The organism is Serratia sp. CY44782, assembly GCF_052168715.1.
In the GTDB taxonomy this organism is placed as follows: domain Bacteria; phylum Pseudomonadota; class Gammaproteobacteria; order Enterobacterales; family Enterobacteriaceae; genus Serratia; species Serratia nevei.
The window spans coordinates 42,115-68,612 of the sequence record NZ_JBJNME010000002.1 but is presented as its reverse complement, the minus strand read 5'-3'; the positions used below and the strand labels follow the sequence as shown (position 1 = coordinate 68,612).

The following is a 26,498-nucleotide window of genomic DNA, read 5'->3' as shown; positions in this document are numbered from 1 at the left end:
TGCTTCCCGTTAAGTGTTTGCCGAACAGGCACGCGCTGCCCGCGCCGGGTGGAACGCACCCGGCGGGGCAGAACAAACTGCGTGATTCAGTGTGTGATGATTATGCTTGGCTAGGCAGCAGCGCCGCAGGCAGCAGCGATGTCAGGTGACCGGCCGCCAAGAGTTGGCTGGCGGCTTCAATGTCGGGGGCGAAGAAACGATCCTTGTCGTAGAAACTGACATGCTCGCGCAGCAGACGGCGCGCCTGCTCCAGACCTTCCGAGGTCTTCAGGCCGTTGCGGAAATCCAGGCCCTGGCAGGCGGCCAGCCATTCGACCGCCAGAATGCCGCGCACGTTGTCCGCCATGCTCCACAAGCGGCGACCGGCGGCCGGCGCCATGGAAACGTGGTCTTCCTGGTTGGCGGAGGTCGGGATGCTGTCGACGCTCGACGGGTGCGCCAGCGCTTTGTTTTCGCTGGCCAGCGCCGCCGCGGTCACCTGGGCGATCATGAAGCCGGAGTTCACGCCGCCGTTCTCCACCAGGAACGGTGGCAGCTGCGACATGTGCTTGTCCATCATCAGCGAGATGCGGCGTTCGGACAGCGAACCGATTTCGGCAAATGCCAGCGCCAGGTTATCGGCGGCCATCGCTACCGGTTCGGCGTGGAAGTTGCCGCCGGACAGCACGTCGCCCTGTTCGGCGAACACCAGCGGGTTATCGGAGACGGCGTTGGCTTCGATTTCCAGCACCTCGGCGGCCTGGCGGATCTGCGTCAGGCAGGCGCCCATGACCTGTGGCTGGCAGCGCAGGGAGTAAGGATCCTGCACTTTTTCACAGTTGCGGTGCGAGTCGGAGACTTCGCTGCGCGCGCCGAGCAGGTGGCGATAGGCGAGGGCGGCGTCGATCTGGCCGCGCTGGCCGCGCACCTCGTGGATACGCGCATCGAACGGGCTGCGAGAGCCCAGCGCCGCTTCCACCGTCAGGCTGCCCGCCACGGTCGCGGCGGCGAACAGATCTTCGGCATCGAACAGGCCGCGCAGCGCGAAGGCGGCGGAGACCTGGGTGCCGTTCAGCAGCGCCAGGCCCTCTTTCGCCGCCAGCGTCAGCGGTTTCAGGCCGGCCTTGGCCAGCGCTTCGGTCGCCGGCAGCCACTGGCCCTGATGGCGCGCCTGGCCTTCGCCCAGCAGCACCAGGCTCATGTGAGCCAGCGGCGCCAGGTCGCCGGAGGCACCGACCGAGCCTTTCAGCGGAATATGTGGATAAACTTCGGCGTTGACCAACGCGATCAGCGCCTGGATGACTTCCAGACGAATACCGGAGAAGCCGCGCGACAGGCTGTTGATCTTCAGCACCATAATCAGGCGCACCAGGTTGTCGTCGGTTGGCTCGCCTACGCCGGCGGCGTGTGACAGAACGATCGAACGCTGCAGGTTTTCCAGATCGTCGCGAGCGATGCGCGTCGAAGCCAGCAGGCCAAACCCAGTGTTGATACCGTATGTAGTGCGGTTTTCTTCAACGATGCGTTCCACGCAGGCCACGCTCTGCTGAATTGGCGCGTACGCATTGTCGTCCAGCGTCAGCGTTACCGGGTGTTGATAGACTTCACGCAGTTGAGCCAGCGTGAGTTTGCCTGGGCGAATAGTCAGCGCTTTCATGCTTTTTCTCCTTGGGTCGCAGCAACCATCGGCAGGTTCAGGCCTTGTTCGCGGGCGCAGTCGATAGCGATATCGTAACCGGCGTCGGCGTGACGCATGACCCCGGTAGCCGGGTCATTGTGCAGGACGCGGGCGATGCGCTCGGCGGCCTCGTCGGTGCCGTCGCAGACGATCACCATGCCGGAGTGTTGGGAGAAGCCCATGCCGACGCCGCCGCCGTGGTGCAGGGAAACCCAGGTGGCGCCGCTGGCGGTGTTCAGCAGGGCGTTCAGCAACGGCCAGTCGGAAACCGCATCGGAGCCGTCTTTCATCGCTTCGGTTTCACGGTTCGGGCTGGAAACGGAGCCGGAATCCAGGTGGTCGCGGCCGATGACGATCGGGGCGGACAGTTCGCCGCGGCGCACCATCTCGTTGAACGCCAGGCCCAGCTTGGCGCGCTGGCCGAGGCCAACCCAGCAGATGCGCGCCGGCAGGCCCTGGAAGCTGATGCGTTCGCGCGCCATGTCCAGCCAGCGGTGCAGGTGTTCGTCATCCGGGATCAGCTCTTTCACCATGGCGTCGGTTTTGTAGATATCTTGCGGGTCACCGGACAGCGCCGCCCAGCGGAACGGCCCGATACCGCGGCAGAACAGCGGACGGATGTAGGCCGGCACGAAGCCCGGGAAGTCGAAGGCGTTGTCGACACCGGTTTCTTTCGCCATCTGGCGAATGTTGTTGCCGTAATCGAAGGTCGGCACGCCCATCTGCTGGAACGCCAGCATGGCTTTTACGTGGTCGGCCATCGACTGTTTGGCGGCGGCGACCACTTTAGCCGGTTCGGTCTGCGCGCGTTGGCGGTATTCTTCCCAGCTCCAGCCCTTCGGCAGGTAGCCGTTCAGCGGATCGTGGGCGCTGGTCTGGTCGGTGACCATGTCCGGGCGCACGCCGCGGCGGACCAGCTCAGGCAAGATTTCCGCCGCGTTGCCGCACAGGGCGATGGAGATGGCTTTGCCTTCTGAGGTGTATTTTTTGATGCGGGCCAGCGCGTCGTCCAGATCTTTGGCCTGCTCATCGATGTAGCGGGTTTTCAGACGGAAATCGATGCGGCTCTGCTGACATTCGATGTTCAGCGAACAGGCGCCCGCCAGGGTCGCGGCCAGCGGCTGCGCGCCGCCCATGCCGCCCAGGCCGGCGGTCAGCACCCAGCGGCCCTGCAGGCTGCCGTCGTAGTGCTGGCGGCCCGCTTCGACGAAGGTCTCATAGGTGCCCTGGACGATGCCCTGGCTGCCGATGTAGATCCAGCTGCCGGCGGTCATCTGGCCGTACATGGCCAGGCCTTTGGCGTCCAGTTCGTTAAAGTGTTCCCAGGTCGCCCAGTGTGGCACCAGGTTGGAGTTGGCGATCAGCACGCGCGGCGCGTTGCTGTGGGTTTTGAATACGCCGACCGGCTTGCCGGACTGCACCAGCAGGGTTTCGTCTTCTTCCAGCGTTTTCAGGGTTTCGACGATCTTGTCGTAGCAATCCCAGTCGCGTGCGGCGCGGCCGATGCCGCCGTACACCACCAGCTCGTGTGGGTTCTCCGCAACTTCAGGATCGAGGTTGTTCATCAGCATGCGTAACGGCGCTTCGGTCAGCCAGCTTTTTGCGTTTAATTGTGTGCCGCGTGGCGCGCGTACATCGACATTGCGAACTTTGTTATTTGTAGTCACAGCAGTTTCCTCAAACAGTATCGGTGCAGATTCCATGCCGCGGTGGGGATGAGTACCACGGCATAACAATGCGTAGGGCTTATTAACATATACTTGTATGTACAAGCATATGCAACACTGACCAGTTGCCGCTGAAAAGTGGCATAATAAAAAGCTATTTTCTTTTTATATCAGGTTGATATGCGATTTTTTGTCGCCGGTTTCATGTGCAGAAAGCCGGAGAAAAGTGAGCTGTTCGGCAAAAATGAATTAAAATTGACTCATTTTTGGGCGACTAGTCACAATATTTTTACAGACTGATTACAGTTGGCGGCGGAGGATAAACAAGCCCTATCACCGCAGGAAGAAAGCCCGCCGTGGGCGGGCTTTACGGATCAGGCGGCCGGTTGCAGCGTCGGCTTGCGGGTCATCTTGCACACCGTGGCGATGGCGGCGATCAGCGCCGGTACGCACAGGAACATCAGGATGCTCTGCACTTCCCATTGCATCGCCAGCAGTTGGGCGCCCATCATGGTACCGGCGACGCCGCCGAAGCGGCCGATGCCCTGCATCCACGCGATGCCGGTGGCGCGGCTGTGGGTGGGGTAGAAGGTGGCCGCCAGCGTTTGCAGCCCGGACTGCGCGCCGTTCATGGTGACGCCCATCAGGAAGATGAAGGCGCCCAACAACACGATATGCTTGTCCTCGGTGGCCATCGCCACGATCAGCAAGGCGGTGGCGACAAAGCCGCTCGAGACCACCTTATGCGCATTCCAGCGATCCATCAGCCAGCCGGCCACCAGAATGCCGAGCGTGCCGCCGAAGGTGAACAGCGAAGTGAGCATCGCCGACTGTTCCAGCTGATAGCCCAGCCCCTGCATCAGGATTGGCATCCAGCTCAGCAACACGTAGTAGATCACCAGCCCCATGAAGTAGGTCACCCACAGCATCAGCGTGCCGAGCAGGTAAGGGCGGCTGAACAGCACGCCGATGCTGGTCTTGGTCTGCGTCAGCTTCTCTTCGTATAGGTAAAAACGCGTCACGCCGTCAAGGCTCTGGCTGACGAAACGTTGCGCGATGCGCTTGATCTTCGCCGCATCCTGCCCGCGGTTGACCATATATTTGACCGATTCCGGCAGCAGCAGGATCAGCAAGACCGTCAACGCCAGCGGCGCAATGGCACCGAGCAACAGCACGCTGTGCCAGCCGTAGCTCGGGATCAGCCACGATGAAATGGCACCGCCGCCGGCCGCGCCCAGCGGAAAGCCGCAGTACATGGTGTTGATCGCCAGCGAACGGCAGCGCTGCGGCGCGTATTCGGAGATCAGCGTGATGGCGTTGGGCATCGCCGCTCCCAGCCCGAGGCCGGTGAGGAAACGCCACAGCGTCAGGCTATTGAGCGAGCCGGCGTAGGCGGTGGCCAAGCTCGACAGGCCGAAGAACAGGCAGGAAAACACCAGCACGCGCTTGCGGCCGATGCGGTCGGAGATCGGCCCGGCGATCAGCGCGCCGAGCGACAGCCCCAGCAGCGCGGCGCTCAGCACCGGCCCCAGATCCTGTTTGACGATGCCCCAGTCTTTGGCGACCGAGGGGGCGATATAGCCCATGGCGGCGGTATCGAAACCGTCGATGGCGAGGATCAGGAATCCGAGAATGATCAGGGTCCAGTGAAACAGCGAAAACTTGCTGTCGTCGATGGCCTGTTGAATGTTTAACTCGCTGGTGGAATGAGTCATGGCACCCTCTAAACGCAGATGTAGTCGTGATGGAACGTGGCCGAAACTGGCGCCCGGCTTGTGTTTGCTTGTATATACATCTGCGCGCCGAGGCTTTATGTCAAATATATTTATCTTATGCGTTAAATAAATGTTGTTTTTGCGAAGCAGGTTACACCGTGAATGAAAGATCAGAACCCGTCGAACAAATTAAATTAAACGCCATGGGCGGTGAGATATGCTGGTGGCGGCGCTGAAAATAAAATTTAATACAATGTTGGCCGTTTGGTCGGCGGGCCGGAATCTGCGATAATCGCTTTTTACTTTTCCAGATTGAGAAACCGATGCAGTACCCGATCAATGAGATGTTCCAAACCTTGCAGGGCGAAGGCTTTTTCACCGGCGTGCCGGCCATTTTTATCCGCTTGCAGGGCTGCCCGGTAGGGTGCAGTTGGTGCGACACCAAACATACCTGGGAAAAGGAAGCCAATCGGGAAGTCGACCTGCAACGGATCCTGGTCAAAACAGAAGAGAGCGACGCTTGGGGCAGCGCCAGCGCCGAACAGCTGTTGGCGGTGATGCGCCAACAAGGCTATACCGCACGGCATGTGGTGATCACCGGCGGCGAACCCTGCATCTATGATCTGACGCCGCTGACCGAGCTGTTCGAACAGCATGGCTACGGCTGCCAGATTGAGACCAGCGGCACCCACGACATTCGCTGTTCCGCCAAAACCTGGGTGACGGTTTCGCCGAAGGTGAATATGCGCGGCGGCATGAAGGTGTTGGATCAGGCGCTGCGGCGCGCCGACGAGGTGAAGCATCCGGTGGCGCGCGAGCGCGACATCGAGGCGCTGGACGCGCTGCTGGCGACGCTGCAGGACGATAAGGCGCGGATTATTGCGCTGCAGCCGATAAGCCAGAAAGAAGAGGCGACTCGCCTGTGCATCGAAACCTGCATCGCGCGCAACTGGCGGCTGTCGATGCAGACCCACAAGTATCTGAACATCGCCTAAAATCAGGGCGCCTTTGCGGCGCCCTTTCTTTTAACCTTTATATACGCATCCCGCGGTACAGGTCTCTTTCACCATCACCGCAGTCAGTTCCGGCAACTGGGGCTTGAGCTGCTGCCAAATCCAGGCGGCGAGCACTTCGCTGGTGGGATTTTCCAATCCTGGAATATCGTTCAGATAATGGTGATCCAGCCGCTCCCAGATCGGGGAAAACACAGCCTTGAGCTCGGCGAAATCCATCACCCAACCGGTGTGGGGGTCCACTTCACCGGTCACTTCCAGACGCACCATAAACGAATGCCCATGCAGACGGCCGCATTTATGGCCCTCCGGCACGTGCGGCAAACGGTGTGCGGCTTCAAACTGAAAATCTTTAAACAGCGTGGTTGCCATTATTACGGCCTCATTGACTCAAAAACCGCCGCATAGTACCGGAAAGCGCGTCTGCTTGCCATTTATACCGTTATGGTCTAGCGCCGCGGCAACCGCGCCCGGTTAACACTTTTTTTGTTTGGTGTTTGCGGCACCTATCGGCTGGGGTAATGAGCCGAAATGTTGAACGGTGAAAAAACGATGAAAAAAAGCGCTTTAATTTCATCTGGATAAAAAACTTTGTTTAACGGTTTAAGCGTTATCCCTTACCAGAAAAACAGCTTAGTCATTTTGGTTATGATTTATTGCTATCCCTTATTTAATCGTTGCTATTCTGCTCGGTAACCTTACAAACTCTCCTGATCTTTTCCGCACACCCGACGCAGCGAAGAGACAACGACTGACACTGGCGCGCGCCTGGCAGGAAAGGCGCTAAGTATAGGAAATAAGTACAGCAATGACGACTCAGGCTCCTCCAACATCTTTGCTCCCGCTGACGCCCGAACAGCTGGCGCGCCTGCAGGCGACGATCGGCGACTATTCGCCGACGCAGCTGGCGTGGCTGTCCGGCTATTTTTGGGGCATGGTCAATCAACAGCCCGGAGCCGTGGCCATTGCGCCTGTCGCCCCTGCGGCGGCTGCCGGCATCACCATCATTTCCGCTTCGCAGACCGGCAATGCGCGCCGCCTGGCGGAGCAGCTGCGTGACGATCTGCTGGCTGCCAATCTGAGCGCCACGCTGATCAGCGCCGGCGACTACAAGTTCAAGCAGATAGCCCAAGAGCGGCTGCTGGTGATCGTCGCCTCGACGCAGGGGGAGGGCGAACCGGCGGAAGAAGCGGTGGCGCTGCATAAATTCCTGTTCTCGAAGAAGGCGCCGAAGCTGAATGATACCGCTTTTGCGGTGTTCGGGCTGGGCGACACCTCTTATGAGAATTTCTGCCAGTCAGGTAAAGATTTCGACGGCAAGCTGGCCGAGCTGGGCGCCGAGCGCCTGGTGGAGCGCGTGGACGCCGACGTGGAGTACCAGGAACTGGCCGCCGCCTGGCGCAAACAGGTGGTGTCGGTGCTGAAGGCGCGCGCGCCGGCGGAAAGCGCCGCGCCGGGCGTGTTGGCCAGCGGTGCGGTCGATCTGCTCGACAGCAGCCCGTACAGCAAGGAACAACCGCTCACCGCCCAACTGGCGGTCAATCAGAAAATTACCGGCCGCGCGTCGGATAAAGACGTGCGCCATATCGAAATCGATCTGGGCGACTCCGGCCTGCGCTATCAGCCGGGCGACGCGCTCGGCGTATGGTTCGACAACGATCCGGCGCTGGTGGACGAACTGGTGCAGTTGCTGTGGCTGAAAGGCGACGAGCCGGTCGAGGTGGAAGGGCAGACCCTGCCGCTGGCGCAGGCGCTGCGCAGCCATTTCGAACTGACGCAGAACACCACGCCGATCGTCGATAAATATGCCGCGCTGTCGCGCGATGAAAAGTTGATCGGCCTGTTGGCGGATAAAGCCGCGCTGCAGCAGTACGCGCACAACACGCCGATCGTCGACATGGTGCGTCAGGCGCCGGCGGATCTGAGCGCCGACCAGTTGGTCGGTCTGCTGCGTCCGCTGACGCCGCGTCTTTACTCCATTGCCTCTTCACAGGCGGAGAACGAAAGCGAAGTGCATATCACCGTGGGCGTGGTGCGTTACGACATCGACGGGCGTGCCCGCAGCGGCGGCGCCTCCGGTTTCCTGGCTGATCGCCTGGAGGAGGACGGCGACGTGCGGGTGTTTATCGAGCACAACGACAACTTCCGCCTGCCGGCCAATCCGGAAGCGCCGGTGATCATGATCGGCCCGGGCACCGGCATCGCGCCGTTCCGCGCCTTTATGCAGCAGCGCGACGCCGACGGCGCCGGCGGCAAGAACTGGCTGTTCTTCGGCAACCCGCACTTCACCGAAGATTTCCTGTATCAGGTCGAATGGCAGCGCTACGTGAAAGACGGTCTTTTGACCCGCATCGATCTGGCCTGGTCCCGCGACCAACAACATAAAATATACGTACAAGACAAACTGCGCGAACAGGGCGCGGAAGTGTGGCGCTGGATTCAGGAAGGCGCGCACATTTACGTCTGCGGCGATGCCAATCGCATGGCGAAAGACGTGGAAAACACATTACTGGAACTGGTGGCCGAGCACGGTGGCATGGATACCGAGCAGGCGGATGAATTTTTAAGTGAGCTGCGCCTTGAGCGCCGTTATCAGCGAGATGTTTACTGATGAGTGATAAACACCCCGGGCCTTTGGTAGTCGAAGGCAAACTGGCCGATGCGGAGCGCATGAAGAAGGAGAGCCACTTCCTGCGCGGCACCATCGCCGAAGATTTGAACGACGGCCTGACCGGCGGCTTCAACGGCGACAACTTCCTGCTGATCCGTTTTCACGGCATGTATCAGCAGGATGACCGCGATATTCGCGCCGAACGCGCCGAGCAGAAGCTGGAGCCGCGCCACGCCATGATGCTGCGCTGCCGCCTGCCGGGCGGCATCATCAGCCCGCAGCAGTGGCTGGGCATCGACAAGTTCGCGCAAGAGAGCACGCTGTACGGCAGCATTCGCATCACCAACCGCCAGACGTTCCAGTTTCACGGCATTCTGAAAGGCAACGTCAAACCGGTGCACCAACTGCTGAACCGTCTGGGGCTGGACGCGCTGGCGACCGCCAACGACGTGAACCGCAACGTGCTGTGCACCTCCAACCCGGTGGAGTCCGAGCTGCATCAGGAAGCCTACGAGTGGGCGAAGAAGATCTCCGAACACCTGCTGCCGCGCACCCGCGCCTACGCCGAGGTGTGGCTGGATCAGGAAAAGGTGGCCACCACCGACGAAGAGCCGATTCTGGGGCCGACCTACCTGCCGCGTAAGTTCAAAACCACGGTGGTGATCCCGCCGCAGAACGACGTCGATCTGCACGCCAACGACATGAACTTCGTGGCGATCGCCGAAAACGGCAAGCTGGTGGGCTTCAACCTGCTGGTGGGTGGCGGGTTATCCATCGAGCACGGCAACAAGAAAACCTACGCGCGCCAGGCCAGCGAGTTTGGCTACATTCCGCTCGAACATACGCTGGCGGTCGCGGAGGCCGTAGTGACCACGCAGCGCGACTGGGGCAACCGCACCGATCGCAAGAACGCCAAAACCAAATACACGCTGGAGCGCGTCGGGGTGGACGTTTTCCGCGCCGAAGTAGAAAAACGCGCCGGTATCACCTTTGCGCCGATCCGGCCGTATGAATTCACCGGCCGCGGCGATCGCATCGGGTGGGTGAAGGGCATCGACGATCAGTGGCACCTGACGCTGTTTATCGAGAACGGCCGCCTGCTGGACTATCCGGGGCGCCCGCTGAAGACCGGCATGGCGGAGATCGCCAAGATCCATAAAGGGGATTTCCGTCTGACGGCGAACCAAAACGTGATCATCGCCGGCGTGCCGGAAAGCGAGAAGGCGAAGATCGAAGCCCTGGCGCGCGATCATGGCCTGATCGACGACGAGATCAGCGAGCAACGCAAGAACTCGATGGCCTGCGTATCGTTTCCGACCTGCCCGTTGGCGATGGCGGAGGCCGAGCGCTTCCTGCCGCAGTTCGTCACCAAGGTGGAAGGGATCATGCATCGGCACGGGGTGGGCGGCGAACATATCGTGCTGCGCATCACCGGCTGCCCGAACGGCTGCGGCCGTGCGCTGCTGGCGGAGCTGGGACTGGTGGGCAAGGCGGTCGGCCGCTATAACCTGCACTTGGGCGGCAACCGCGAAGGCACGCGCATTCCGCGCATGTACCGCGAGAACATCAATGAAGACGAGATCCTGAGCGAGATCGACCTGTTGGTGGGGCGCTGGGCGAAGGAGCGTAACGCCGGCGAAGGCTTCGGCGACTTCACCGTTCGCGCGGGCATCGTCAAACCGGTGCTGGATCCGGCGCGGGATTTCTGGGAGTGAGGCCGGGCGGCCCCTGGGCAGAGGGGCCGCACAGGTAATTTAAAGTAGCAGGAGAGACAACATGGCTGAATTCGATCTGGCGGCGCTGAACGCGTTGCCCAAATCCGGGCAGGCGCTGGCATTGGCGGTGGTCAACGGCCAACTGGAGACCCTCAGCGCCGAACAGCGCGTTGCATGGGCGCTGGAGCATCTGCCCGGCGAGTTCGTACTCTCGTCCAGTTTCGGCATTCAGGCGGCGGTATGTCTGCACCTGGTGACGCGCATCCGGCCGGATATCCCGGTGATCCTGACCGACACCGGTTACCTGTTCCCGGAAACCTACCGCTTTATCGATCAACTGACCGACCAGCTGAAGCTGAATCTGCAGGTGTTCCGCGCCGAACAGTCTCCCGCCTGGCAAGAGGCGCGCTACGGCAAGCTGTGGGAACAGGGCGTGGAAGGGATTGAAAAGTACAACCAGATCAACAAGGTCGAACCGATGAACCGCGCGCTGGAGACGCTGGGGGCGCAGAGCTGGTTCGCCGGCCTGCGGCGCGAGCAGTCCGGTAGCCGCGCCAATCTGCCGGTGCTGGCGGTGCAGCGCGGAGTGTTCAAGATCCTGCCGATCATCGACTGGGACAACCGCAAGATTTACCAGTATCTGACCGAGCACGGGCTGAGCTATCACCCGCTGTGGGAGCAGGGCTACCTGTCGGTAGGCGATACCCACACCACCCAGAAGTGGGAACCGGGTATGAGCGAGGAAGAGACGCGTTTCTTCGGGCTGAAGCGCGAGTGCGGCCTGCACGAAGGCTAAACGAGGCGAATCACACGACAGGGCTCAGCAATGCTGGGCCCTGTTTTTTGGCGGGCTACTTTTTCTTCTGTGCTTTCGGCGGGTGCGCCTGCGCCAGCTCTTTGATCAGCGGCAGCAGGATCTGCACGCTGTCGTGGCTGCGTTTGTCGATCCGCCCCGGCAGGTAGCGATCCAGGTACTGCAGGTTGTCATATTGCGGGCGGTGCCAGGTGATGCCCTGCGGGAAGTGCGGGCTGACGGCGCGCTGCTGGTAGCCGTCTTTGTCGCCCAGCGACCAGTTGGTGGCCTCCACCGACAGCACCGGGATGCCTGCGGCGTCGAATACCTCTTGATCGGAGCAGCAGCCGGTGCCCTTCGGATGCTGTGCGCTGCCCGGATTGCTGGCGGCGGCGATGCCGTAGCGATGGGCGATATCCAGCGCGCGATCGCGGGAGCGTTTCGCCATCTGCGGCGGCGTGTTGCGCCCGGCGTTGAAGTACAGACGATCGCCAGTGATCAGGCTGTCGAGGTTGATCACCAGCACGGTGTTGCTTTTCTCTTCCGCGCTCATGCGCTGCAGGTAGTTCTGTGCGCCCAGCGAGCCGAGCTCTTCGGCGCTGGTGGCGACGAAGCGCAGGCCGTAGGCGGTGGGAATGCTTTTCAGGCGCTCCGCCAGTTCCAGCATCACGCCGATGCCGGAGGCGTTGTCGTCGACGCCCTGCAGCGTCAGGCCGCCGAGGTTGTTATCCAGATCTTCGTCGCTCTGCGGCGTGTAGGTGTCGAAGTGGGCGACGATCACTATCTGTTTCGGGCTGTCGCCGTTGCGGGCGGCGATCACCGAGCTGGCGGTGACGTTGTTCCAGTTCTTCTTGCCGTCTTTGCTGGTGTAGAGATAGCGCGTGTTGACGCTGCGAATGTCGCTTTGGTAACCCATCTTGGCGAACTGCTGCTTCAGGTAGTCGGCGGTGAGCAATTCGGCCGGGCTGCCCGCCATGCGGCCGGGGAAGTAAGTGGCGATGTGGCGGGTCTGTTCGGCGGCGAAACGGCCCATTGGCGCGTCTTTTGCGGGCTGTGCGGCACAAACGCTGAAGACGCCGCCGAGTGCGAGGGCCAGCAGGCTGGTCTTCAGGTAAAAACGGGAAAACATACCGAAAAATCCTTCTTTGCTATCGGCGCTGCCGATCATTTTTCTGCGGCACCCAGTATGAGACGCCGGGCGGCATTACACAATTTCCCCGTCTCTTAATTTTCGCGCGAATGCGTAAACCGTCGCCGCAGTTATCACCGTTTGCCTCTGGCGTTGCGACCTATATTCCATAAAGGAACTAATCATTCCTTTTCGTCATTTCAGAGGCTAAATCTCAGCCCGTATAGTCACACTATCTTTCTGTTATATGAAAAGGCTGTTGTGGACTATCTACCAATATTCGCCGATCTGAAACAACGTCCGGTGCTGGTCGTTGGCGGCGGTGACGTGGCTGCGCGCAAAGTCGATCTGCTTCAGCGCGCCGGGGCTGAAATACGGATAGTTGCGCAGTCGCTCTCACCGGAACTGGAACAACAACGTCAGCGAGGGCAACTGCTCTGGCTGGGGAAAACCTTTGACCCGCAGCAGCTGGACGACGTGTTTCTGGCGATCGCCGCCACGGACGACAACGCGCTGAACGCCGCGGTGTTTGCCGAAGCGGATAAACGCCGGGTGTTGGCCAACGTGGTGGACGACCAGCCGCGCTGCTCGTTTATCTTCCCGTCGATCATCGATCGCTCGCCGCTGGTGGTCGCCGTATCGTCCAGCGGCCAGGCGCCGGTGCTGGCGCGGTTGCTGCGCGAAAAGCTGGAGGCGCTGCTGCCCGCCAGTTTGGGGCAGATGGCGCAGGTGGCGGGCCGCTGGCGCGGCCAGGTCAAACAGCGGCTGGCCTCGATCGGCGAACGTCGCCGTTTCTGGGAGAAAACCTTCGGCGGCCGTTTCGCCACGCTGGTGGCCAACGGCCAGACGGCGCAGGCGGAGCGGCAGCTGGAGCAGGATTTGCAAAGCTTCGCCGTAGGCGATGAAGGCGTGCAGGGTGAGATAGCCTTGGTGGGCGCCGGGCCGGGCGACGTGGGGCTGTTGACCCTGCGCGGGCTGCAGGTGATGCAGCAGGCGGACGTGGTGCTGTATGACCACCTGGTCAGCGGCGAGATCCTCGATCTGGTGCGCCGCGACGCCGAGCGCATCTGCGTGGGTAAGCGAGCCGGCGCGCACTCGGTGATCCAGGAAGAGACCAACCGGCTGTTGGTGGAGCTGGCGCAGCAGGGCAAACGCGTGGTGCGCCTCAAGGGCGGCGACCCGTTCATCTTTGGCCGGGGCGGCGAAGAGCTGCAGGTAGCCGCCGCCGCCGGCATTCCGTTCCAGGTGGTGCCGGGCGTCACGGCCGCGGCGGGGGCGACCGCCTACGCCGGCATTCCGCTGACGCACCGCGATCACGCGCAGAGCGTAACCTTTATCACCGGCCACTGCCGCCCCGACGGCGATGGCCTGGACTGGGCCGATCTGGCCCGGGCGCGGCAGACGCTGGCTATCTACATGGGCACCATGAAGGCGGCGGACATCAGCCAACGCCTGATCGCCCACGGCCGCGCTGCCGATACGCCGGTGGCGGTGATCAGCCGCGGCACGCGCGCCGATCAGCAGGTGCAGATCGGCACGTTGGATCAATTGGAACATCTGGCCCAACGGGCGCCGCTGCCGGCGCTGCTGGTGATCGGCGAGGTGGTGGAACTGCACCATCAAATCGCCTGGTTCGGGCATCAATCGCAGACGGAAGGGGCCGCGCGCCCGGCCGTCGTGAATTTGGCATAGGCAAGGCTTTTAAGGACCTGTTATGGACGAAAAACGACTCACTCATTTGCGGCAATTGGAGGCGGAGAGTATCCATATCATCCGTGAAGTCGCCGCTGAATTCGCCAATCCGGTGATGCTGTATTCCATCGGCAAAGACTCTTCCGTGATGCTGCATCTGGCGCGCAAGGCGTTCTTCCCCGGCACGCTGCCGTTCCCGCTGCTGCACGTCGATACCGGCTGGAAGTTCCGCGAAATGTACGAGTTCCGCGATCGCACCGCGAAAGAGTACGGCTTCGAGCTGCTGGTGCATAAAAACCCGGAAGGGGTGGCGATGGGCATCAACCCGTTCGTGCACGGCAGCGCCAAACATACCGACATCATGAAGACCGAGGGCCTGAAGCAGGCGTTGAACAAGTACGGTTTCGACGCCGCCTTCGGCGGTGCGCGGCGCGACGAGGAGAAGTCGCGCGCCAAAGAGCGCATCTATTCGTTCCGCGATCGCTTCCACCGCTGGGATCCGAAAAACCAGCGGCCGGAGCTGTGGCACAACTACAACGGCCAGATCAACAAAGGGGAGAGCATCCGCGTCTTCCCGCTGTCGAACTGGACCGAGCTGGACATCTGGCAGTACATCTTCCTGGAAAAGATCGACATTGTGCCGCTGTACCTGGCGAAACCGCGCCCGGTGGTGGAGCGCGACGGCATGCTGATGATGGTGGACGACGATCGCATCGATCTGCAGCCGGGCGAAGTGATCAGCCAGCGCATGGTGCGTTTCCGCACCCTGGGGTGCTGGCCGCTGACCGGCGCGGTGGATTCGCAGGCGCAAACCCTGCCGGAGATCATCGAAGAGATGCTGGTCTCCACCACCAGTGAACGCCAGGGGCGGATGATCGACCGCGATCAGTCCGGCTCGATGGAGCTGAAAAAGCGTCAAGGGTATTTCTAAGGAGCCGCCGGATGAACAACGCAATCGCACAACAAATCGCTGACCAGGGCGGCGTCGAATCCTACCTGCACGCGCAGCAACACAAGAGCCTGCTGCGCTTTCTGACCTGCGGCAGCGTCGACGACGGCAAAAGCACCCTGATCGGGCGCCTGCTGCACGATACCCGCCAGATCTACGAGGATCAGCTGTCGACGCTACACAGCGACAGCAAACGCATCGGCACCCAGGGTGAGAAGCTCGATCTGGCGCTGCTGGTGGACGGCCTGCAGGCCGAGCGCGAGCAGGGCATCACCATCGACGTGGCCTATCGCTATTTCTCGACCGAAAAACGCAAATTTATCATCGCCGATACCCCAGGGCATGAGCAGTACACCCGCAACATGGCCACCGGCGCCTCCACCTGCGATCTGGCGATCCTGTTGATCGACGCGCGCAAAGGGGTGCTGGACCAGACTCGTCGCCACAGTTTTATCGCAACCCTGCTGGGCATTCGCCATCTGGTGGTGGCGGTGAACAAAATGGATCTGGTGGACTACCAGGAAGCGGTGTTCGAGCAGTTCAAACAGGATTACCTGACCTTTGCCCAGCAGCTGCCAGGCGATCTGGATATCAAATTCGTGCCGCTGTCGGCGCTGGACGGCGACAACGTGGCGAGCGAAAGCGCCCATATGCCGTGGTACAGCGGCCCGACGCTGCTGGAAGTACTGGAGAGCGTTGACGTGGTCAGCGAGCGAGAAAACCAGCCGCTGCGCTTCCCGGTGCAGTACGTCAACCGCCCGAACCTCGATTTTCGCGGCTATGCCGGTACGCTGTCCGCCGGCGTGGTGCGGGTGGGGCAACGGGTCAAGGTGCTGCCTTCTGGCGTGGAGTCCAGCGTGGCGCGCATCGTGACCTTCGACGGCGATCTGCAAGAGGCGGTCCCGGGCGAGGCGATTACGCTGGTGTTGAAGGATGAGGTGGACATCAGCCGCGGCGATCTGCTGGTCGACGCCGGCGAAAGCCTGCAGGCGGCGCAGAGCGCGCTGGTGGACGTGGTATGGATGGCCGAGCAGCCGCTGGTGCCGGGCCAGAGCTACGACATCAAGATCGCCGGTAAAAAGACCCGCGCCCGCGTGGAGAGCATCCGACATCAGGTGGAGATCAATACGCTGGCGCAACACCCGGCAGACACGTTGCCGCTTAACGGCATCGGCCTGGTGGAGCTGACCTTCGACGAGCCGCTGGTGCTGGACAGCTATCAGAGCAATCACGACACCGGCGGGCTGATCTTCATCGATCGCATGAGCAACGTCACGGTGGGCGCCGGTCTGGTGCGTGAAACGCTGCAGGCCACCCCGGCGGCGCACGGCGAGTTCAGCGCCTTCGAGCTGGAGCTTAATGCGCTGGTGCGCAAGCACTTCCCGCACTGGGGCGCACGCGATCTGCTCGGTGGTCGATAAGGTGGCCGCCGAACTGAGGGCGACCGGGCCGGACGATGAGAACGTGGTTTGGCATCCGCACGCGGTGACGCGCGCGGATCGCGAAGCGCGCAACGGCCATCGCGGCGTGGTGCTGTGGTTTACCGGGCTGTCCGGCTCGGGCAAATCCACCGTCGCCGGCGCGCTGGAGCAGGCGCTGCACGGGCTCGGCGTCAGCACCTATCTGCTGGACGGCGATAACGTGCGCCACGGCCTGTGCCGCGATCTCGGCTTCTCTGACGAGGATCGGCGCGAGAACATCCGCCGGGTGGGGGAAGTGGCCAAACTGATGGTGGATGCCGGGCTGGTGGTGCTGACCGCGTTCATTTCGCCGCACCGCGCCGAGCGGCAGATGGTGCGCGAAATGCTCGGCAACGATCGCTTTATCGAAGTGTTCGTCGACACGCCGTTGGCGATCTGCGAGGCGCGCGATCCGAAGGGATTGTATAAAAAAGCGCGCGCCGGCGAGCTGCGCAACTTCACCGGTATCGACGCGGTTTACGAGGCGCCGCAGCAGCCGGAAATCCACCTTGATGGCCAACAATTGGTAACAAATTTGATTGCGCAATTGTTAGACGTGTTGCGTGGTCAGGCTATTATCAAACCCTGAATTCAAAAAAAGCGTGTGGCGTTTTCCGCCATGCGCTTTTTACTCTAAGCCGCCGCAGAGCGAGCCGAATAACCAGGGATCACTATGCAAAATGTCACGCCTATCTTGATCGACTCCAAGCAGTCAAAACAGGAGAGAGAGGAGCCTTCTTATTCTTTCCTGGGCGGCGTCAGCGGCTTTGTTTTCTACTGGCTGGCGTTCGCGTTGCCGTTCCTGGTTTACGGTTCCAACACGCTGTTTTTCCTGCTCTATACCTGGCCATTCTTCCTGGCGCTGATGCCGCTGTCGGTGCTGATCGGCATCACCCTCAGCATGCTGTTGCGCGGCCGTCTGATCCTGACGCTGCTGCTGACCGGCGCCATCGTGCTGTGCCTGTTCTGGCTGGTGTTCAGCTTCCTGACCGGGTGGTGAGAGAGCGGGCGCCGCTGCCGGCGCCCGAAGGATTGCAAAGCGGTGCCGAAGGTTACAAAACTTTGCTTAGAAACGCCTGTGTGCGCGGATTGGCCGGATGGCTGAAGATCTGCTGCGGCGCGCCTTCCTCCTGAATGATCCCCTGATCGATAAACAGCACCCGATCGGCCACCTCGCGGGCAAAGCCCATCTCATGCGTGACCACCACCATGGTCATGCCCTCGTGTGCCAGCGATTTCATCACCGCCAACACTTCGCCTACCAGCTCCGGATCGAGCGCGGAGGTGGGTTCGTCAAACAGCATGATCTTCGGTTCCATCGCCAGCGCGCGGGCGATCGCTACCCGCTGCTGCTGGCCGCCGGACAGGCTGTTGGGGTAGGCGTCTATCTTGTCGAGCAGGCCGACCTTGAGCAGCAGCTGCTCGGCTTGCGCGATGGCTTCGGCGCGCGGCCGTTTCTTCACGCTCACCGGTGCCATGATGATATTTTCCAATACCGTCATGTGCGGGAACAGGTTGAAGCGCTGGAACACCATACCCACGCTCTCACGCATCTTGTTCAGGTTGGTTTTCTGATCGTGGACGGCAAAGCCATTCACCTCGATCTCGCCGCCGGAGAGCGTTTCCAGCGCGTTGATGCAGCGCAGGAAGGTGCTCTTCCCGGAGCCGGAAGGGCCGATGACGCACACCACTTCGTTGGCGGCGATCCGGCAGGAAATGCCGCGCAGCACGTGGCTTTCGCCGAACTGTTTTTGCAGGTTATGTACGCGAATCACTTTTACCGAACCTCTTTTCCATGTGTTGCACCAGCAGCGAGAGCAGGAAGGTGATGACCCAATAGACCAGCGAAATGGTCAGGTAGGGCTCCCAATAGGTGGCGTAGGCGCCGGAGACGGTACGGGCGGCATAGGCCAGATCCGCCAGGCCGATGGCGGAGGCCAGCGACGAATCCTTGACGATGGCGATGGCGTTGTTGCCCAGCGGCGGCAGCATGCGGCGGAAGGCCTGCGGCAGGATCACCTGGCGCATGGTCTTGCCGTAGCTCATGCCCAGCGAGCGCGAGGCCTCCATCTGGCCGCGATCGATCGATTGGATCCCGGCGCGGAAGATCTCCGACACATAGGCGCCGGCGTTGAGCGTGATCGCCACTACGCAGGAGAGAAAGGCACCGTAGTCGGCGCGCAGCGCGCGGGCGAAATCGACGCTCATCAGGCCGCTGGTGACCAACAGGCCGTCGCGCGGGTTGATGAACAGCGGCACCAGTGCGAAGTGCACCACCATGATCTGCACGAACAGCGGCGTGCCGCGAAAGGCGCTGATGTAAATGCGCACCGGCCACTGAACGCCGTAATGCAGGATAGGTTTCCAGATGCCGTGCGGCGCTTGCGCCAAACGGCCCAGCCCGAGGATCAATCCCCAGGTGGTGCCGAGCAGTACGCAGATAATGGTGCATTTGATGGTCATCCAGGCACCTTCCATAAACAGCGGCGCGTATTCCTGGATGATCTCCCAGCGGAAGTTCAAAAGGTATTCCTTCTTGGTAGGCTGAAACGGGGGGCGCCGACGGCCTGGCGGGCGCCGGCGACAGGGCATTATTCCGCCGGCAGCGTCGGTACGTTGCTGTCGAACCAGGTTTGGTAAATCTTGGCGTAGGTGCCGTCGGCGACGATTTTCTTCAGGCCGGCGTTGATCTTGTTACGCAGTTCGTCGTTGCCTTTGGCGACGGCGATGCCGAAATACTGGCGCTCGAACTTGGCGTCGGGCACCAGCTTGAAGGCTTTCTCCGGATGGGTCTTGATATAGAACTTGGCCACGCCGACGTCGCCTACCGCCGCGCCGATGCCGTCTTCATACAGCTCCTGCAGCATCAGCGGGGTATTGTCGAAGCGCTTGATGGCGGTGCTGTTTTTGCCCAGCACGTCGGACACCACGATGTCGCCGGTACTGGAGTTCACCACGCCGACCTTCAGCGCTTTCAGCGCGGCGATGGAGTCTACCGTCGAGTCCTGCGGCACTACGATAGCCTGCTCGGCCGGGAAGTAAGGCGCCGAGAAATCAACCATTTGTTTGCGTTTGTCGGTGATGGTGATGCCGGAAATGATGATGTCGCGATCGCCGGAATTCAACGTGGCGAAGATCCCTTCCCACGGTGTATTGATCAGTTTGATCTGGAAGCCTTCGGCCTTGGCCACCGCTTTGATGATGTCGATGTCGAAACCTTCCAGCTGTTTTTGGCTGTTTTCAAACTCGAACGGCCGATAGGTGCCGCCGGAACCGACGACGTAGGTAGGTTCAGCCGCCAACGCGGCGGTGGAGAAGGTGGCGGCCAGGCAGGCGCCGATCAGAACTAAACGTTTTAACATCGCGATCCCCGATAATGAAAGGTTATATATTGAAATTATTTATGCACTAGTAGTGCATAAAAATAAGCTTCAATGAATGAAAGCACAACCCCTGCATAAGGATTATTCTTTCTATGGTGGTAAATATTCACTTTTTGCATTGTGGCGGAGTAAGCGATGGGGCAGAAAGCGGCGGTGCAGTGGTTCTTGCTGCATAATGGGTGAAGGGCAGTGTGTGCCTCATTGGAAAACGCGTCGTGCGCATCGGGTGTAAGGGGCTTTTTTTGCCGCTTTCGCCGCGGAATTGGGCGATAAACTCGGGAACCCTTCATCCGTATTCTGAATTTGGCGTTGAAATGCCGCTCTCAGTGTGGAGTCCAACGAAAAGTTGTGGGATGATTGGTCGGTTTTTCAGGGGGCGGAGATGGGAAAACTTACGCTGCTATTGCTGGCATTGCTCGGTTGGTTACAGTATTCACTGTGGCTGGGCAAAAATGGTATTCACGATTACGTGCGAGTCAATGAAGACGTTGCGGTCCAACAGGGCAACAACGCCAAGTTGAAAGCGCGTAACGATCAGCTGTTTGCCGAAATCGATGATTTGAACGGCGGTCAGGAAGCGATCGAAGAGCGAGCGCGTAATGAGCTGGGCATGATCAAGCCCGGTGAGACTTTCTATCGTCTGGTTCCTGACCAATCCAGACGCAACGCGGCGTCTTCCTCGCAAAATAACGCACAAAAATAACGCATGAATCACTCCGCAGGCACCTTTCCCTCGGTGATTGCCGTCCTGCCCGCTGCCGGTATCGGCAGCCGCATGCAGGCGGAATGCCCGAAGCAATATTTAACCATCGGCCGGCACAGCATCGTCGAGCACGCCATCCACGCCCTGTTGCGTCATCCGCGCATTGAGCGGGTGATCGTGGCGATCGGCCCCGAAGATCGCCAGTTCGAACAGTTGCCGATCGCCCAGGATCCGCGGGTGATCGTCACCGAGGGCGGCAGGCAGCGCGCCGATTCGGTGATGGCCGGGCTGAAGCTGGCGGGCGATGCGGACTGGGTGCTGGTGCACGACGCTGCACGCCCCTGCCTGCACGCCGACGATCTCGAGCGCCTGCTGGCGATCACCGCACACAGCAAGGTCGGCGGCATTCTCGCCGCCCCGGTGCGCGACACCATGAAACGCGCTGAACCCGGCCGCGAAACCATCGCCCACTCCGTCGAACGCCAGGATCTGTGGCACGCGCTGACGCCGCAGCTGTTTCCGCTGCCGCTGCTCAAGCAGTGCCTGCAGCGCGCGCTGGATGAAGGCGCGAACGTCACCGACGAAGCCTCGGCGCTGGAGCATTGCGGTTATCATCCGCAGCTGATCGCCGGCAGGGCGGACAACATTAAAGTAACGCGGCCGGAGGATTTGGCGCTGGCGGCGTTCTATTTGACTCAGTTGGACAATTAAGGAGCGCATCATGCGTATCGGTCACGGTTTTGACGTACATAAATTCGGCGGCGAAGGCCCGCTGGTGATCGGTGGCGTTCGCATCCCTTACGACAAAGGTTTGCTGGCCCACTCCGACGGCGATGTCGCGCTGCATGCTGCGACCGACGCCCTGCTGGGCGCGGCGGCGCTGGGCGATATCGGCAAGCTGTTCCCCGATACCGATCCGGCGTTCAAAGGCGCCGACAGCCGCGCACTGCTGCGCGAAGCCTGGAAACGCATCCGCGCCAAAGGGTACCGCCTCGGCAACCTCGATATCACCATCATCGCCCAGGCGCCGAAAATGGCGCCGCACATCCCGCAGATGCGCGTCTTCCTGGCGGAAGATCTGCAGTGCCATATGGATGACGTCAACGTGAAGGCCACCACCACCGAGCAGCTCGGTTTCACCGGGCGCGGCGAGGGTATCGCCTGCGAAGCGGTCGCCTTGCTGATCAAGGAATAACCGCATGGATATGGCGAATCTGACCTGGCTGCATGGCCGGCCGCAGAGCACCGGGGTGTTGAAAGCCAATCCGGAAGATTTCGTGGTGGTGGAAGACCTGGGCTTTGCGCCGGACGGTGAAGGCGAGCACGTGCTGGTTAACATCCGTAAAAACGGCTGCAATACCCAGTTCGTGGCCGATTACCTGGCGCGCTTCGCCGGAATTCACGCCCGTTCCGTCAGCTATGCCGGCTTGAAGGATCGCCACGCGGTGACCGAGCAGTGGTTCTGCCTGCATATGCCGGGTAAGGACACGCCGGATTTCTCCCGGTTTACGCTGGAAGGCTGCGAGGTGCTCTCGTACGCCCGCCACCTGCGTAAAATGCGCATTGGCAACCTGAAGGGCAACCACTTTACGTTGGTGCTGCGCCAGATTTCCGACCGGCAGGATGTGGAACGCCGCCTGCAGGCCATCGCCGCGCAGGGCGTGCCGAACTACTTCGGCAGCCAGCGTTTCGGCCGCGGCGGCAACAACCTGGTGATGGCGCGCCGCTGGGCGAATGACGAAATTCGCGTCAAAGAGCGCAGCAAGCGCAGTTTCTACCTGTCCGCCAGCCGCAGCGCGCTGTTTAATCAGGTCGCGAGCAGGCGCCTGGCCGACGGCCTGCAGCGCACGGTACTGGAAGGGGACGCCCTGCAGCTGAACGGCCGCGGCAGCTGGTTTGTCGCCAAAGCCGATGAGCTGGAGACGCTGCAACAGCGCCTGGATGCCGGCGAGCTGGTTGTCACCGCGACGTTGCCGGGCGACGGCGAGCCGGGTACTGCCGGCGATGCGTTGGCATTTGAACAACAATGCTTGGCGGAGCAGCCGGAATTGCTTACGCTTTTAAAGCGCGAGCGTGTCGAACCCGCTCGTCGGGCCCTGCTGTTGCAGCCGCAAAATATGCTGTGGAACTGGTGGGATGACGTTACCGTGGAACTGCGCTTCTGGCTGCCGGCAGGCAGCTTCGCCACCAGCGTAGTTCGCGAGATCATGCAGCAGGATGACAGTGATGCGGATATTGCTGAGTAACGATGACGGCGTCAGCGCTCCGGGCATTCAGGTGCTGGCGGCGGCGCTGCGGGAATTCGCCGAGGTGCAGGTCGTGGCGCCGGATCGTAACCGCAGCGGCTCTTCCAATGCGCTGACGCTGGAATCGCCGCTGCGCACGCAGACGCTGGCCAACGGCGATATTGCGGTGCTGCAGGGGACGCCGACCGACTGTGTCTATCTTGGTGTCAACGCACTGATGCACCCGGCACCGGATATCGTGGTCTCCGGCATTAACGCCGGGCCGAATTTGGGCGACGACGTCATCTATTCCGGCACCGTCGCGGCGGCGATGGAGGGCCGGCATCTGGGGCTGCCCGCGTTGGCGGTGTCGTTGAACGGCCACCAGCACTATGCGACTGCCGCTGCCATTACTTGCCGTATCCTGCGCGCGTTGCAGCGTGAGCCGTTGCGTACCGGAAAAATACTGAATATCAACGTACCGGATCTGCCCCTGGCGGAGATTAAAGGCCTGCGCGTTACCCGCTGTGGCAGCCGCCATCCCGCCGACAAGGTGTTCTGCCAGCAGGATCCGCGCGGACAAAATCTCTACTGGATCGGGCCGCCTGGTGATAAATTTGATGTCGGGCCGGATACCGACTTTGCGGCGGTGGAACAAGGCTATGTGGCGATCACGCCGCTGCAGGTGGATTTGACCGCCTACACGGCGCAGGAAGTCGTGAAAACATGGTTAACCAAGGCAGAGGTTAGCGGGGAATGGTGAACAAGCGTATGCAAACATTGCTGACGCAGCTGCGGCAGCAGGGGATCCGGGACGAAAAGCTGCTGCGAGCGATCGAAGCGGTGCCGCGCGAGCGTTTTGTCGACGAAGCGCTGGATCATAAGGCCTACGAAAACACCGCGCTGCCGATCGGCTCCGGCCAGACCATTTCCCAGCCTTATATGGTGGCGCGGATGACCGAGCTGCTGAATCTGAAGCCCACTTCACGGGTGCTGGAGATCGGCACCGGTTCCGGTTATCAGACCGCTATCCTGGCACATCTGGTGCAACACGTTTGTTCCGTCGAACGCATCAAGGGGTTGCAGTGGCAGGCCAAGCGCCGCCTGAAGCAGCTCGATCTTCACAATGTTTCCACCCGCCACGGCGACGGCTGGCAGGGCTGGGCGTCGCGTGGCCCGTTCGATGCGATCATCGTCACCGCCGCGCCGCCGGAGATCCCGCAGGCGCTGGTGGAACAATTGGACGACGGCGGCATTTTGGTGCTGCCGGTGGGCGAGCAGGCCCAAACCCTCAAACGCATTCAACGCCATGGCAACGAGTTCGTTGTCGATGCGGTGGAAGCGGTGCGCTTTGTCCCGCTGGTGAAAGGCGAATTGGCCTAGCGATTGTCTGATTTTTCGACCGTCTGCAAAATCTGTTGCACTTTCATCACGTCCGGATAAGGTTTTCTCGTTCCAATCAGGCTAATTTTCACTAGAATTGGCCTTTCTACGTAGTTGTCTTATGGTGCGGCAACGCCAATGTGGTTAGCATTGGCGCGCGTTTTGATGCTCCGGCGGGAGATGACCTGGCGTTCAGGGATCGGCCGGCGGCGCCTTTACATCGCAGGGACTGGGAAGTGGCAAAAGCTCGGCTACGATGTAAAGGGTATTTTGGATATATCACTGATATTGCTGTCATGGGGGAAGCATGAGCACGGGAAGCCCAATGATTACGTTACGCCGGGTAGCGGTGTGTACGATGGTAAGTTTGTGGTTGGCGGGTTGTACGAACAATGCCTCGACGTCGGCCCCTATCAGCAGCGTGGGTGGCGGCGGTGCCGTTCCATCCGGCAATAATAATGGCGGGGCGCAGCAGGTTAGCCCCGAGGGCCGCATTGTCTATAACCGCAGTTATAACGCTATCCCTAAAGGGAGCTACAGCGGCGGTGAAACCTATACGGTCAAGCGCGGCGACACGCTGTTTTATATCGCCTGGATCACCGGCAACGATTTCCGCGACCTGGCGCAGCGCAACAATATTCCCGAACCATACAGCCTGAATGTTGGCCAAACCATTCAACTTGGTAATGGTTCTGCCAACGGCGGCGGCGGCATGCTGGCGACGACAGACGCGACCAAAGGCGGCGTTCCGAAGCCACCTTCCAGCTCCCAGATCCAGACGGCAACGGTTGATTCTCAATCAACTAACGCGTATTCTGAAAACTCGGGTAAACAGAATGTAGGTAAGATGTTACCTACAGCGGGTGCCGCAGCGGTTGGGACCGCGACTGCACCTGTTACCGCACCGGAAGCCGCTCCACCTGTGAGCAGCACCGTCAGCAACAGTTCTCCGGTCAGTACCTGGAGATGGCCGACTGACGGTAAGATTATTGATAACTTTTCCTCATCAGAAGGTGGGAATAAGGGCGTCGATATCGCCGGTTCCCGTGGGCAGCCTATCTTCGCTACCGCCGATGGCCGCGTAGTGTATGCCGGCAACGCTTTACGGGGTTACGGTAATCTAATCATCATCAAACACAATGATGATTACCTGAGCGCCTACGCTCATAACGACACAATGCTGGTCCGGGAACAACAAGAAGTGAAGGCGGGTCAAAAAATAGCCACCATGGGTAGCACCGGTACCAGTTCAGTACGTTTGCATTTTGAAATTCGTTACAAGGGGAAATCCGTAAACCCGCTGCGTTATCTTCCGCAGCGATAGATTGGGCAGAATACGCTGAGATTCTGCTCGCGGTATCACGGGTAGGAGCAGCATATGAGCCAAAATACGCTGAAAGTTAACGAGTTACATGATGATGCGGATTTCGACGAGAATGGAGCTGAGGCTGAGTCGTTTGATGAAAAAGCGCTGGTAGAAGAAGAGACCAGCGAGAACGATTTAGCGGAAGAAGAGCTGTTGTCTCAAGGCGTTACGCAACGCGTATTGGATGCGACGCAGCTCTATCTGGGTGAGATCGGTTATTCACCTCTGCTGACCGCAGAGGAAGAAGTCTATTTTGCGCGGCGTGCTCTGCGCGGTGACGTGCCGTCCCGCCGCCGCATGATTGAAAGCAACCTGCGGCTGGTGGTGAAAATCGCCCGCCGCTACAGCAACCGCGGTCTGGCGCTGCTGGATCTGATCGAAGAGGGTAACCTCGGTCTGATTCGCGCAGTGGAAAAATTCGACCCGGAACGCGGTTTTCGCTTCTCCACTTACGCAACCTGGTGGATCCGTCAGACGATTGAACGGGCGATCATGAACCAAACCCGTACCATTCGTTTGCCTATCCATATCGTCAAAGAACTGAATGTCTATCTGCGCACCGCGCGCGAGCTTTCCCACAAGCTGGATCATGAACCGAGCGCTGAAGAGATTGCCGAGCAACTCGACAAGCCGGTGGATGACGTCAGCCGCATGCTGCGCCTGAATGAGCGCATCACCTCGGTGGATACGCCGCTGGGCGGGGATTCGGAGAAAGCGCTGCTGGACATTCTGGCCGACGAGAAGGACAACGGGCCTGAAGACACCACGCAAGACGACGATATGAAGCAAAGCATCGTCAAATGGCTGTTCGAACTGAACGCCAAACAGCGTGAAGTGTTGGCGCGTCGTTTCGGCCTGCTGGGCTATGAAGCGGCGACGCTGGAAGACGTAGGCCGGGAGATTGGCCTGACGCGTGAGCGCGTCCGTCAGATTCAGGTTGAAGGCCTGCGCCGTCTGCGTGAGATTCTGCAGATGCAGGGCCTGAGCATTGAGGCGCTGTTCCGCGAATAACGCCGGTTGTTGAACCGCATCAAATA

Annotated in this window: 25 protein-coding genes; 17 read left to right on the top strand and 8 right to left on the bottom strand. The window is 60.6% G+C overall.

Annotation, left to right across the window (positions count from 1 at the left end):
- Positions 1-100: 100 nt before the first annotated feature.
- From hutH to ACJ8HT_RS03845, 3 genes are all read right to left on the bottom strand, one after another.
- Positions 101-1,636, bottom strand: a complete 1,536-nt coding sequence (hutH, locus tag ACJ8HT_RS03855; protein WP_039568876.1) for a histidine ammonia-lyase — start codon at positions 1,634-1,636, stop codon at positions 101-103.
- Positions 1,633-3,324, bottom strand: a complete 1,692-nt coding sequence (gene hutU, locus ACJ8HT_RS03850; protein WP_197652721.1) for a urocanate hydratase — start codon at positions 3,322-3,324, stop codon at positions 1,633-1,635. Before hutU ends, hutH begins: the two co-directional genes overlap by 4 nt.
- Before the next feature lie 374 nt (positions 3,325-3,698).
- On the bottom strand, positions 3,699-5,039 hold the full coding sequence (locus ACJ8HT_RS03845) for an MFS transporter (RefSeq protein ID WP_197652720.1): 1,341 nt from the start codon (positions 5,037-5,039) through the stop codon (positions 3,699-3,701).
- Positions 5,040-5,362: 323 nt separating this feature from the next.
- Here ACJ8HT_RS03845 and queE point away from each other — a divergent pair, with 323 nt between their 5' ends.
- Positions 5,363-6,034 (top strand): 7-carboxy-7-deazaguanine synthase QueE, encoded by a 672-nt coding sequence (gene queE, locus ACJ8HT_RS03840; protein WP_197652719.1) that lies wholly within the window; start codon positions 5,363-5,365, stop codon positions 6,032-6,034.
- A 30-nt stretch (positions 6,035-6,064) separates the two neighbouring features.
- Here the strand turns inward: queE and queD are convergent, their stop codons facing one another.
- Positions 6,065-6,424: a 6-carboxytetrahydropterin synthase QueD gene (queD, locus tag ACJ8HT_RS03835; protein ID WP_004932638.1), complete on the bottom strand. Its 360-nt coding sequence runs from the start codon at positions 6,422-6,424 to the stop codon at positions 6,065-6,067.
- A 436-nt stretch (positions 6,425-6,860) separates the two neighbouring features.
- Here queD and cysJ point away from each other — a divergent pair, with 436 nt between their 5' ends.
- The 3 genes from cysJ to ACJ8HT_RS03820 all read left to right on the top strand — a co-directional run bounded on the left by cysJ (position 6,861) and on the right by ACJ8HT_RS03820 (position 11,174).
- Positions 6,861-8,663, top strand: a complete 1,803-nt coding sequence (gene cysJ / locus ACJ8HT_RS03830; RefSeq protein WP_197652718.1) for an NADPH-dependent assimilatory sulfite reductase flavoprotein subunit — start codon at positions 6,861-6,863, stop codon at positions 8,661-8,663.
- Positions 8,663-10,378, top strand: a complete 1,716-nt coding sequence (gene cysI / locus ACJ8HT_RS03825; protein WP_197652717.1) for an assimilatory sulfite reductase (NADPH) hemoprotein subunit — start codon at positions 8,663-8,665, stop codon at positions 10,376-10,378. The genes cysJ and cysI overlap by 1 nt, the downstream gene beginning before the upstream one ends.
- Positions 10,379-10,439: 61 nt before the next feature.
- On the top strand, positions 10,440-11,174 hold the full coding sequence (locus ACJ8HT_RS03820; RefSeq protein ID WP_016929052.1) for a phosphoadenylyl-sulfate reductase: 735 nt from the start codon (positions 10,440-10,442) through the stop codon (positions 11,172-11,174).
- A 55-nt stretch (positions 11,175-11,229) separates the two neighbouring features.
- Here the strand turns inward: ACJ8HT_RS03820 and ACJ8HT_RS03815 are convergent, their stop codons facing one another.
- On the bottom strand, positions 11,230-12,300 hold the full coding sequence (locus ACJ8HT_RS03815; RefSeq protein ID WP_197652716.1) for an aminopeptidase: 1,071 nt from the start codon (positions 12,298-12,300) through the stop codon (positions 11,230-11,232).
- A gap of 261 nt (positions 12,301-12,561) precedes the next feature.
- Between ACJ8HT_RS03815 and cysG the strand changes: the two genes are divergently transcribed.
- From cysG to ACJ8HT_RS03790, 5 genes are all read left to right on the top strand, one after another.
- Positions 12,562-13,992 (top strand): siroheme synthase CysG, encoded by a 1,431-nt coding sequence (gene cysG / locus ACJ8HT_RS03810; RefSeq protein ID WP_197652715.1) that lies wholly within the window; start codon positions 12,562-12,564, stop codon positions 13,990-13,992.
- Between the two features lie 22 nt (positions 13,993-14,014).
- Positions 14,015-14,923 (top strand): sulfate adenylyltransferase subunit CysD, encoded by a 909-nt coding sequence (gene cysD / locus ACJ8HT_RS03805; protein WP_004932620.1) that lies wholly within the window; start codon positions 14,015-14,017, stop codon positions 14,921-14,923.
- 11 nt (positions 14,924-14,934) lie between these two features.
- Entirely contained in the window at positions 14,935-16,362 is a 1,428-nt protein-coding gene (gene cysN, locus ACJ8HT_RS03800) for a sulfate adenylyltransferase subunit CysN (protein ID WP_102985440.1), read from the top strand.
- Positions 16,301-16,990, top strand: coding sequence for an adenylyl-sulfate kinase (gene cysC, locus ACJ8HT_RS03795; protein ID WP_197652714.1), 690 nt, complete (start codon positions 16,301-16,303; stop codon positions 16,988-16,990). Before cysN ends, cysC begins: the two co-directional genes overlap by 62 nt.
- An 84-nt stretch (positions 16,991-17,074) precedes the next feature.
- Complete coding sequence (locus ACJ8HT_RS03790; RefSeq protein WP_004932611.1) at positions 17,075-17,401, top strand: DUF3561 family protein; 327 nt, start codon at positions 17,075-17,077, stop codon at positions 17,399-17,401.
- Between the two features lie 52 nt (positions 17,402-17,453).
- On the opposite strand, the gene ACJ8HT_RS03785 is transcribed toward ACJ8HT_RS03790, so the two are convergent.
- The 3 genes from ACJ8HT_RS03785 to ACJ8HT_RS03775 form a co-directional block, all read right to left on the bottom strand.
- Positions 17,454-18,176 (bottom strand): ATP-binding cassette domain-containing protein, encoded by a 723-nt coding sequence (locus tag ACJ8HT_RS03785; protein WP_197652713.1) that lies wholly within the window; start codon positions 18,174-18,176, stop codon positions 17,454-17,456.
- Complete coding sequence (locus tag ACJ8HT_RS03780; RefSeq protein WP_042706788.1) at positions 18,160-18,879, bottom strand: amino acid ABC transporter permease; 720 nt, start codon at positions 18,877-18,879, stop codon at positions 18,160-18,162. The genes ACJ8HT_RS03785 and ACJ8HT_RS03780 overlap by 17 nt, the downstream gene beginning before the upstream one ends.
- A gap of 113 nt (positions 18,880-18,992) precedes the next feature.
- Positions 18,993-19,763: a basic amino acid ABC transporter substrate-binding protein gene (locus ACJ8HT_RS03775; RefSeq protein ID WP_039568898.1), complete on the bottom strand. Its 771-nt coding sequence runs from the start codon at positions 19,761-19,763 to the stop codon at positions 18,993-18,995.
- 403 nt (positions 19,764-20,166) lie between these two features.
- On the opposite strand from ACJ8HT_RS03775, the gene ftsB reads away from it, so the two are divergent.
- The 8 genes from ftsB (at position 20,167) to rpoS (ending at position 26,472) form a co-directional block, all read left to right on the top strand.
- Complete coding sequence (gene ftsB, locus ACJ8HT_RS03770) at positions 20,167-20,487, top strand: cell division protein FtsB (RefSeq protein WP_016929043.1); 321 nt, start codon at positions 20,167-20,169, stop codon at positions 20,485-20,487.
- 3 nt (positions 20,488-20,490) lie between these two features.
- A complete protein-coding gene (gene ispD, locus ACJ8HT_RS03765; protein WP_197652712.1) occupies positions 20,491-21,198 on the top strand; it encodes a 2-C-methyl-D-erythritol 4-phosphate cytidylyltransferase in 708 nt (235 codons plus the stop codon).
- Between the two features lie 10 nt (positions 21,199-21,208).
- On the top strand, positions 21,209-21,682 hold the full coding sequence (gene ispF / locus ACJ8HT_RS03760) for a 2-C-methyl-D-erythritol 2,4-cyclodiphosphate synthase (RefSeq protein WP_197652711.1): 474 nt from the start codon (positions 21,209-21,211) through the stop codon (positions 21,680-21,682).
- Between the two features lie 4 nt (positions 21,683-21,686).
- Positions 21,687-22,733 (top strand): tRNA pseudouridine(13) synthase TruD, encoded by a 1,047-nt coding sequence (gene truD / locus ACJ8HT_RS03755; RefSeq protein WP_197652710.1) that lies wholly within the window; start codon positions 21,687-21,689, stop codon positions 22,731-22,733.
- A complete protein-coding gene (gene surE, locus ACJ8HT_RS03750; RefSeq protein ID WP_197652709.1) occupies positions 22,714-23,475 on the top strand; it encodes a 5'/3'-nucleotidase SurE in 762 nt (253 codons plus the stop codon). The genes truD and surE overlap by 20 nt, the downstream gene beginning before the upstream one ends.
- Complete coding sequence (locus tag ACJ8HT_RS03745) at positions 23,469-24,095, top strand: protein-L-isoaspartate(D-aspartate) O-methyltransferase (protein ID WP_047728898.1); 627 nt, start codon at positions 23,469-23,471, stop codon at positions 24,093-24,095. The genes surE and ACJ8HT_RS03745 overlap by 7 nt, the downstream gene beginning before the upstream one ends.
- Positions 24,096-24,420: 325 nt before the next feature.
- Positions 24,421-25,419: a murein hydrolase activator NlpD gene (nlpD, locus tag ACJ8HT_RS03740; RefSeq protein ID WP_048232682.1), complete on the top strand. Its 999-nt coding sequence runs from the start codon at positions 24,421-24,423 to the stop codon at positions 25,417-25,419.
- Positions 25,420-25,473: 54 nt separating this feature from the next.
- Positions 25,474-26,472: an RNA polymerase sigma factor RpoS gene (gene rpoS, locus ACJ8HT_RS03735; protein WP_004932578.1), complete on the top strand. Its 999-nt coding sequence runs from the start codon at positions 25,474-25,476 to the stop codon at positions 26,470-26,472.
- Positions 26,473-26,498 lie beyond the last annotated feature (26 nt).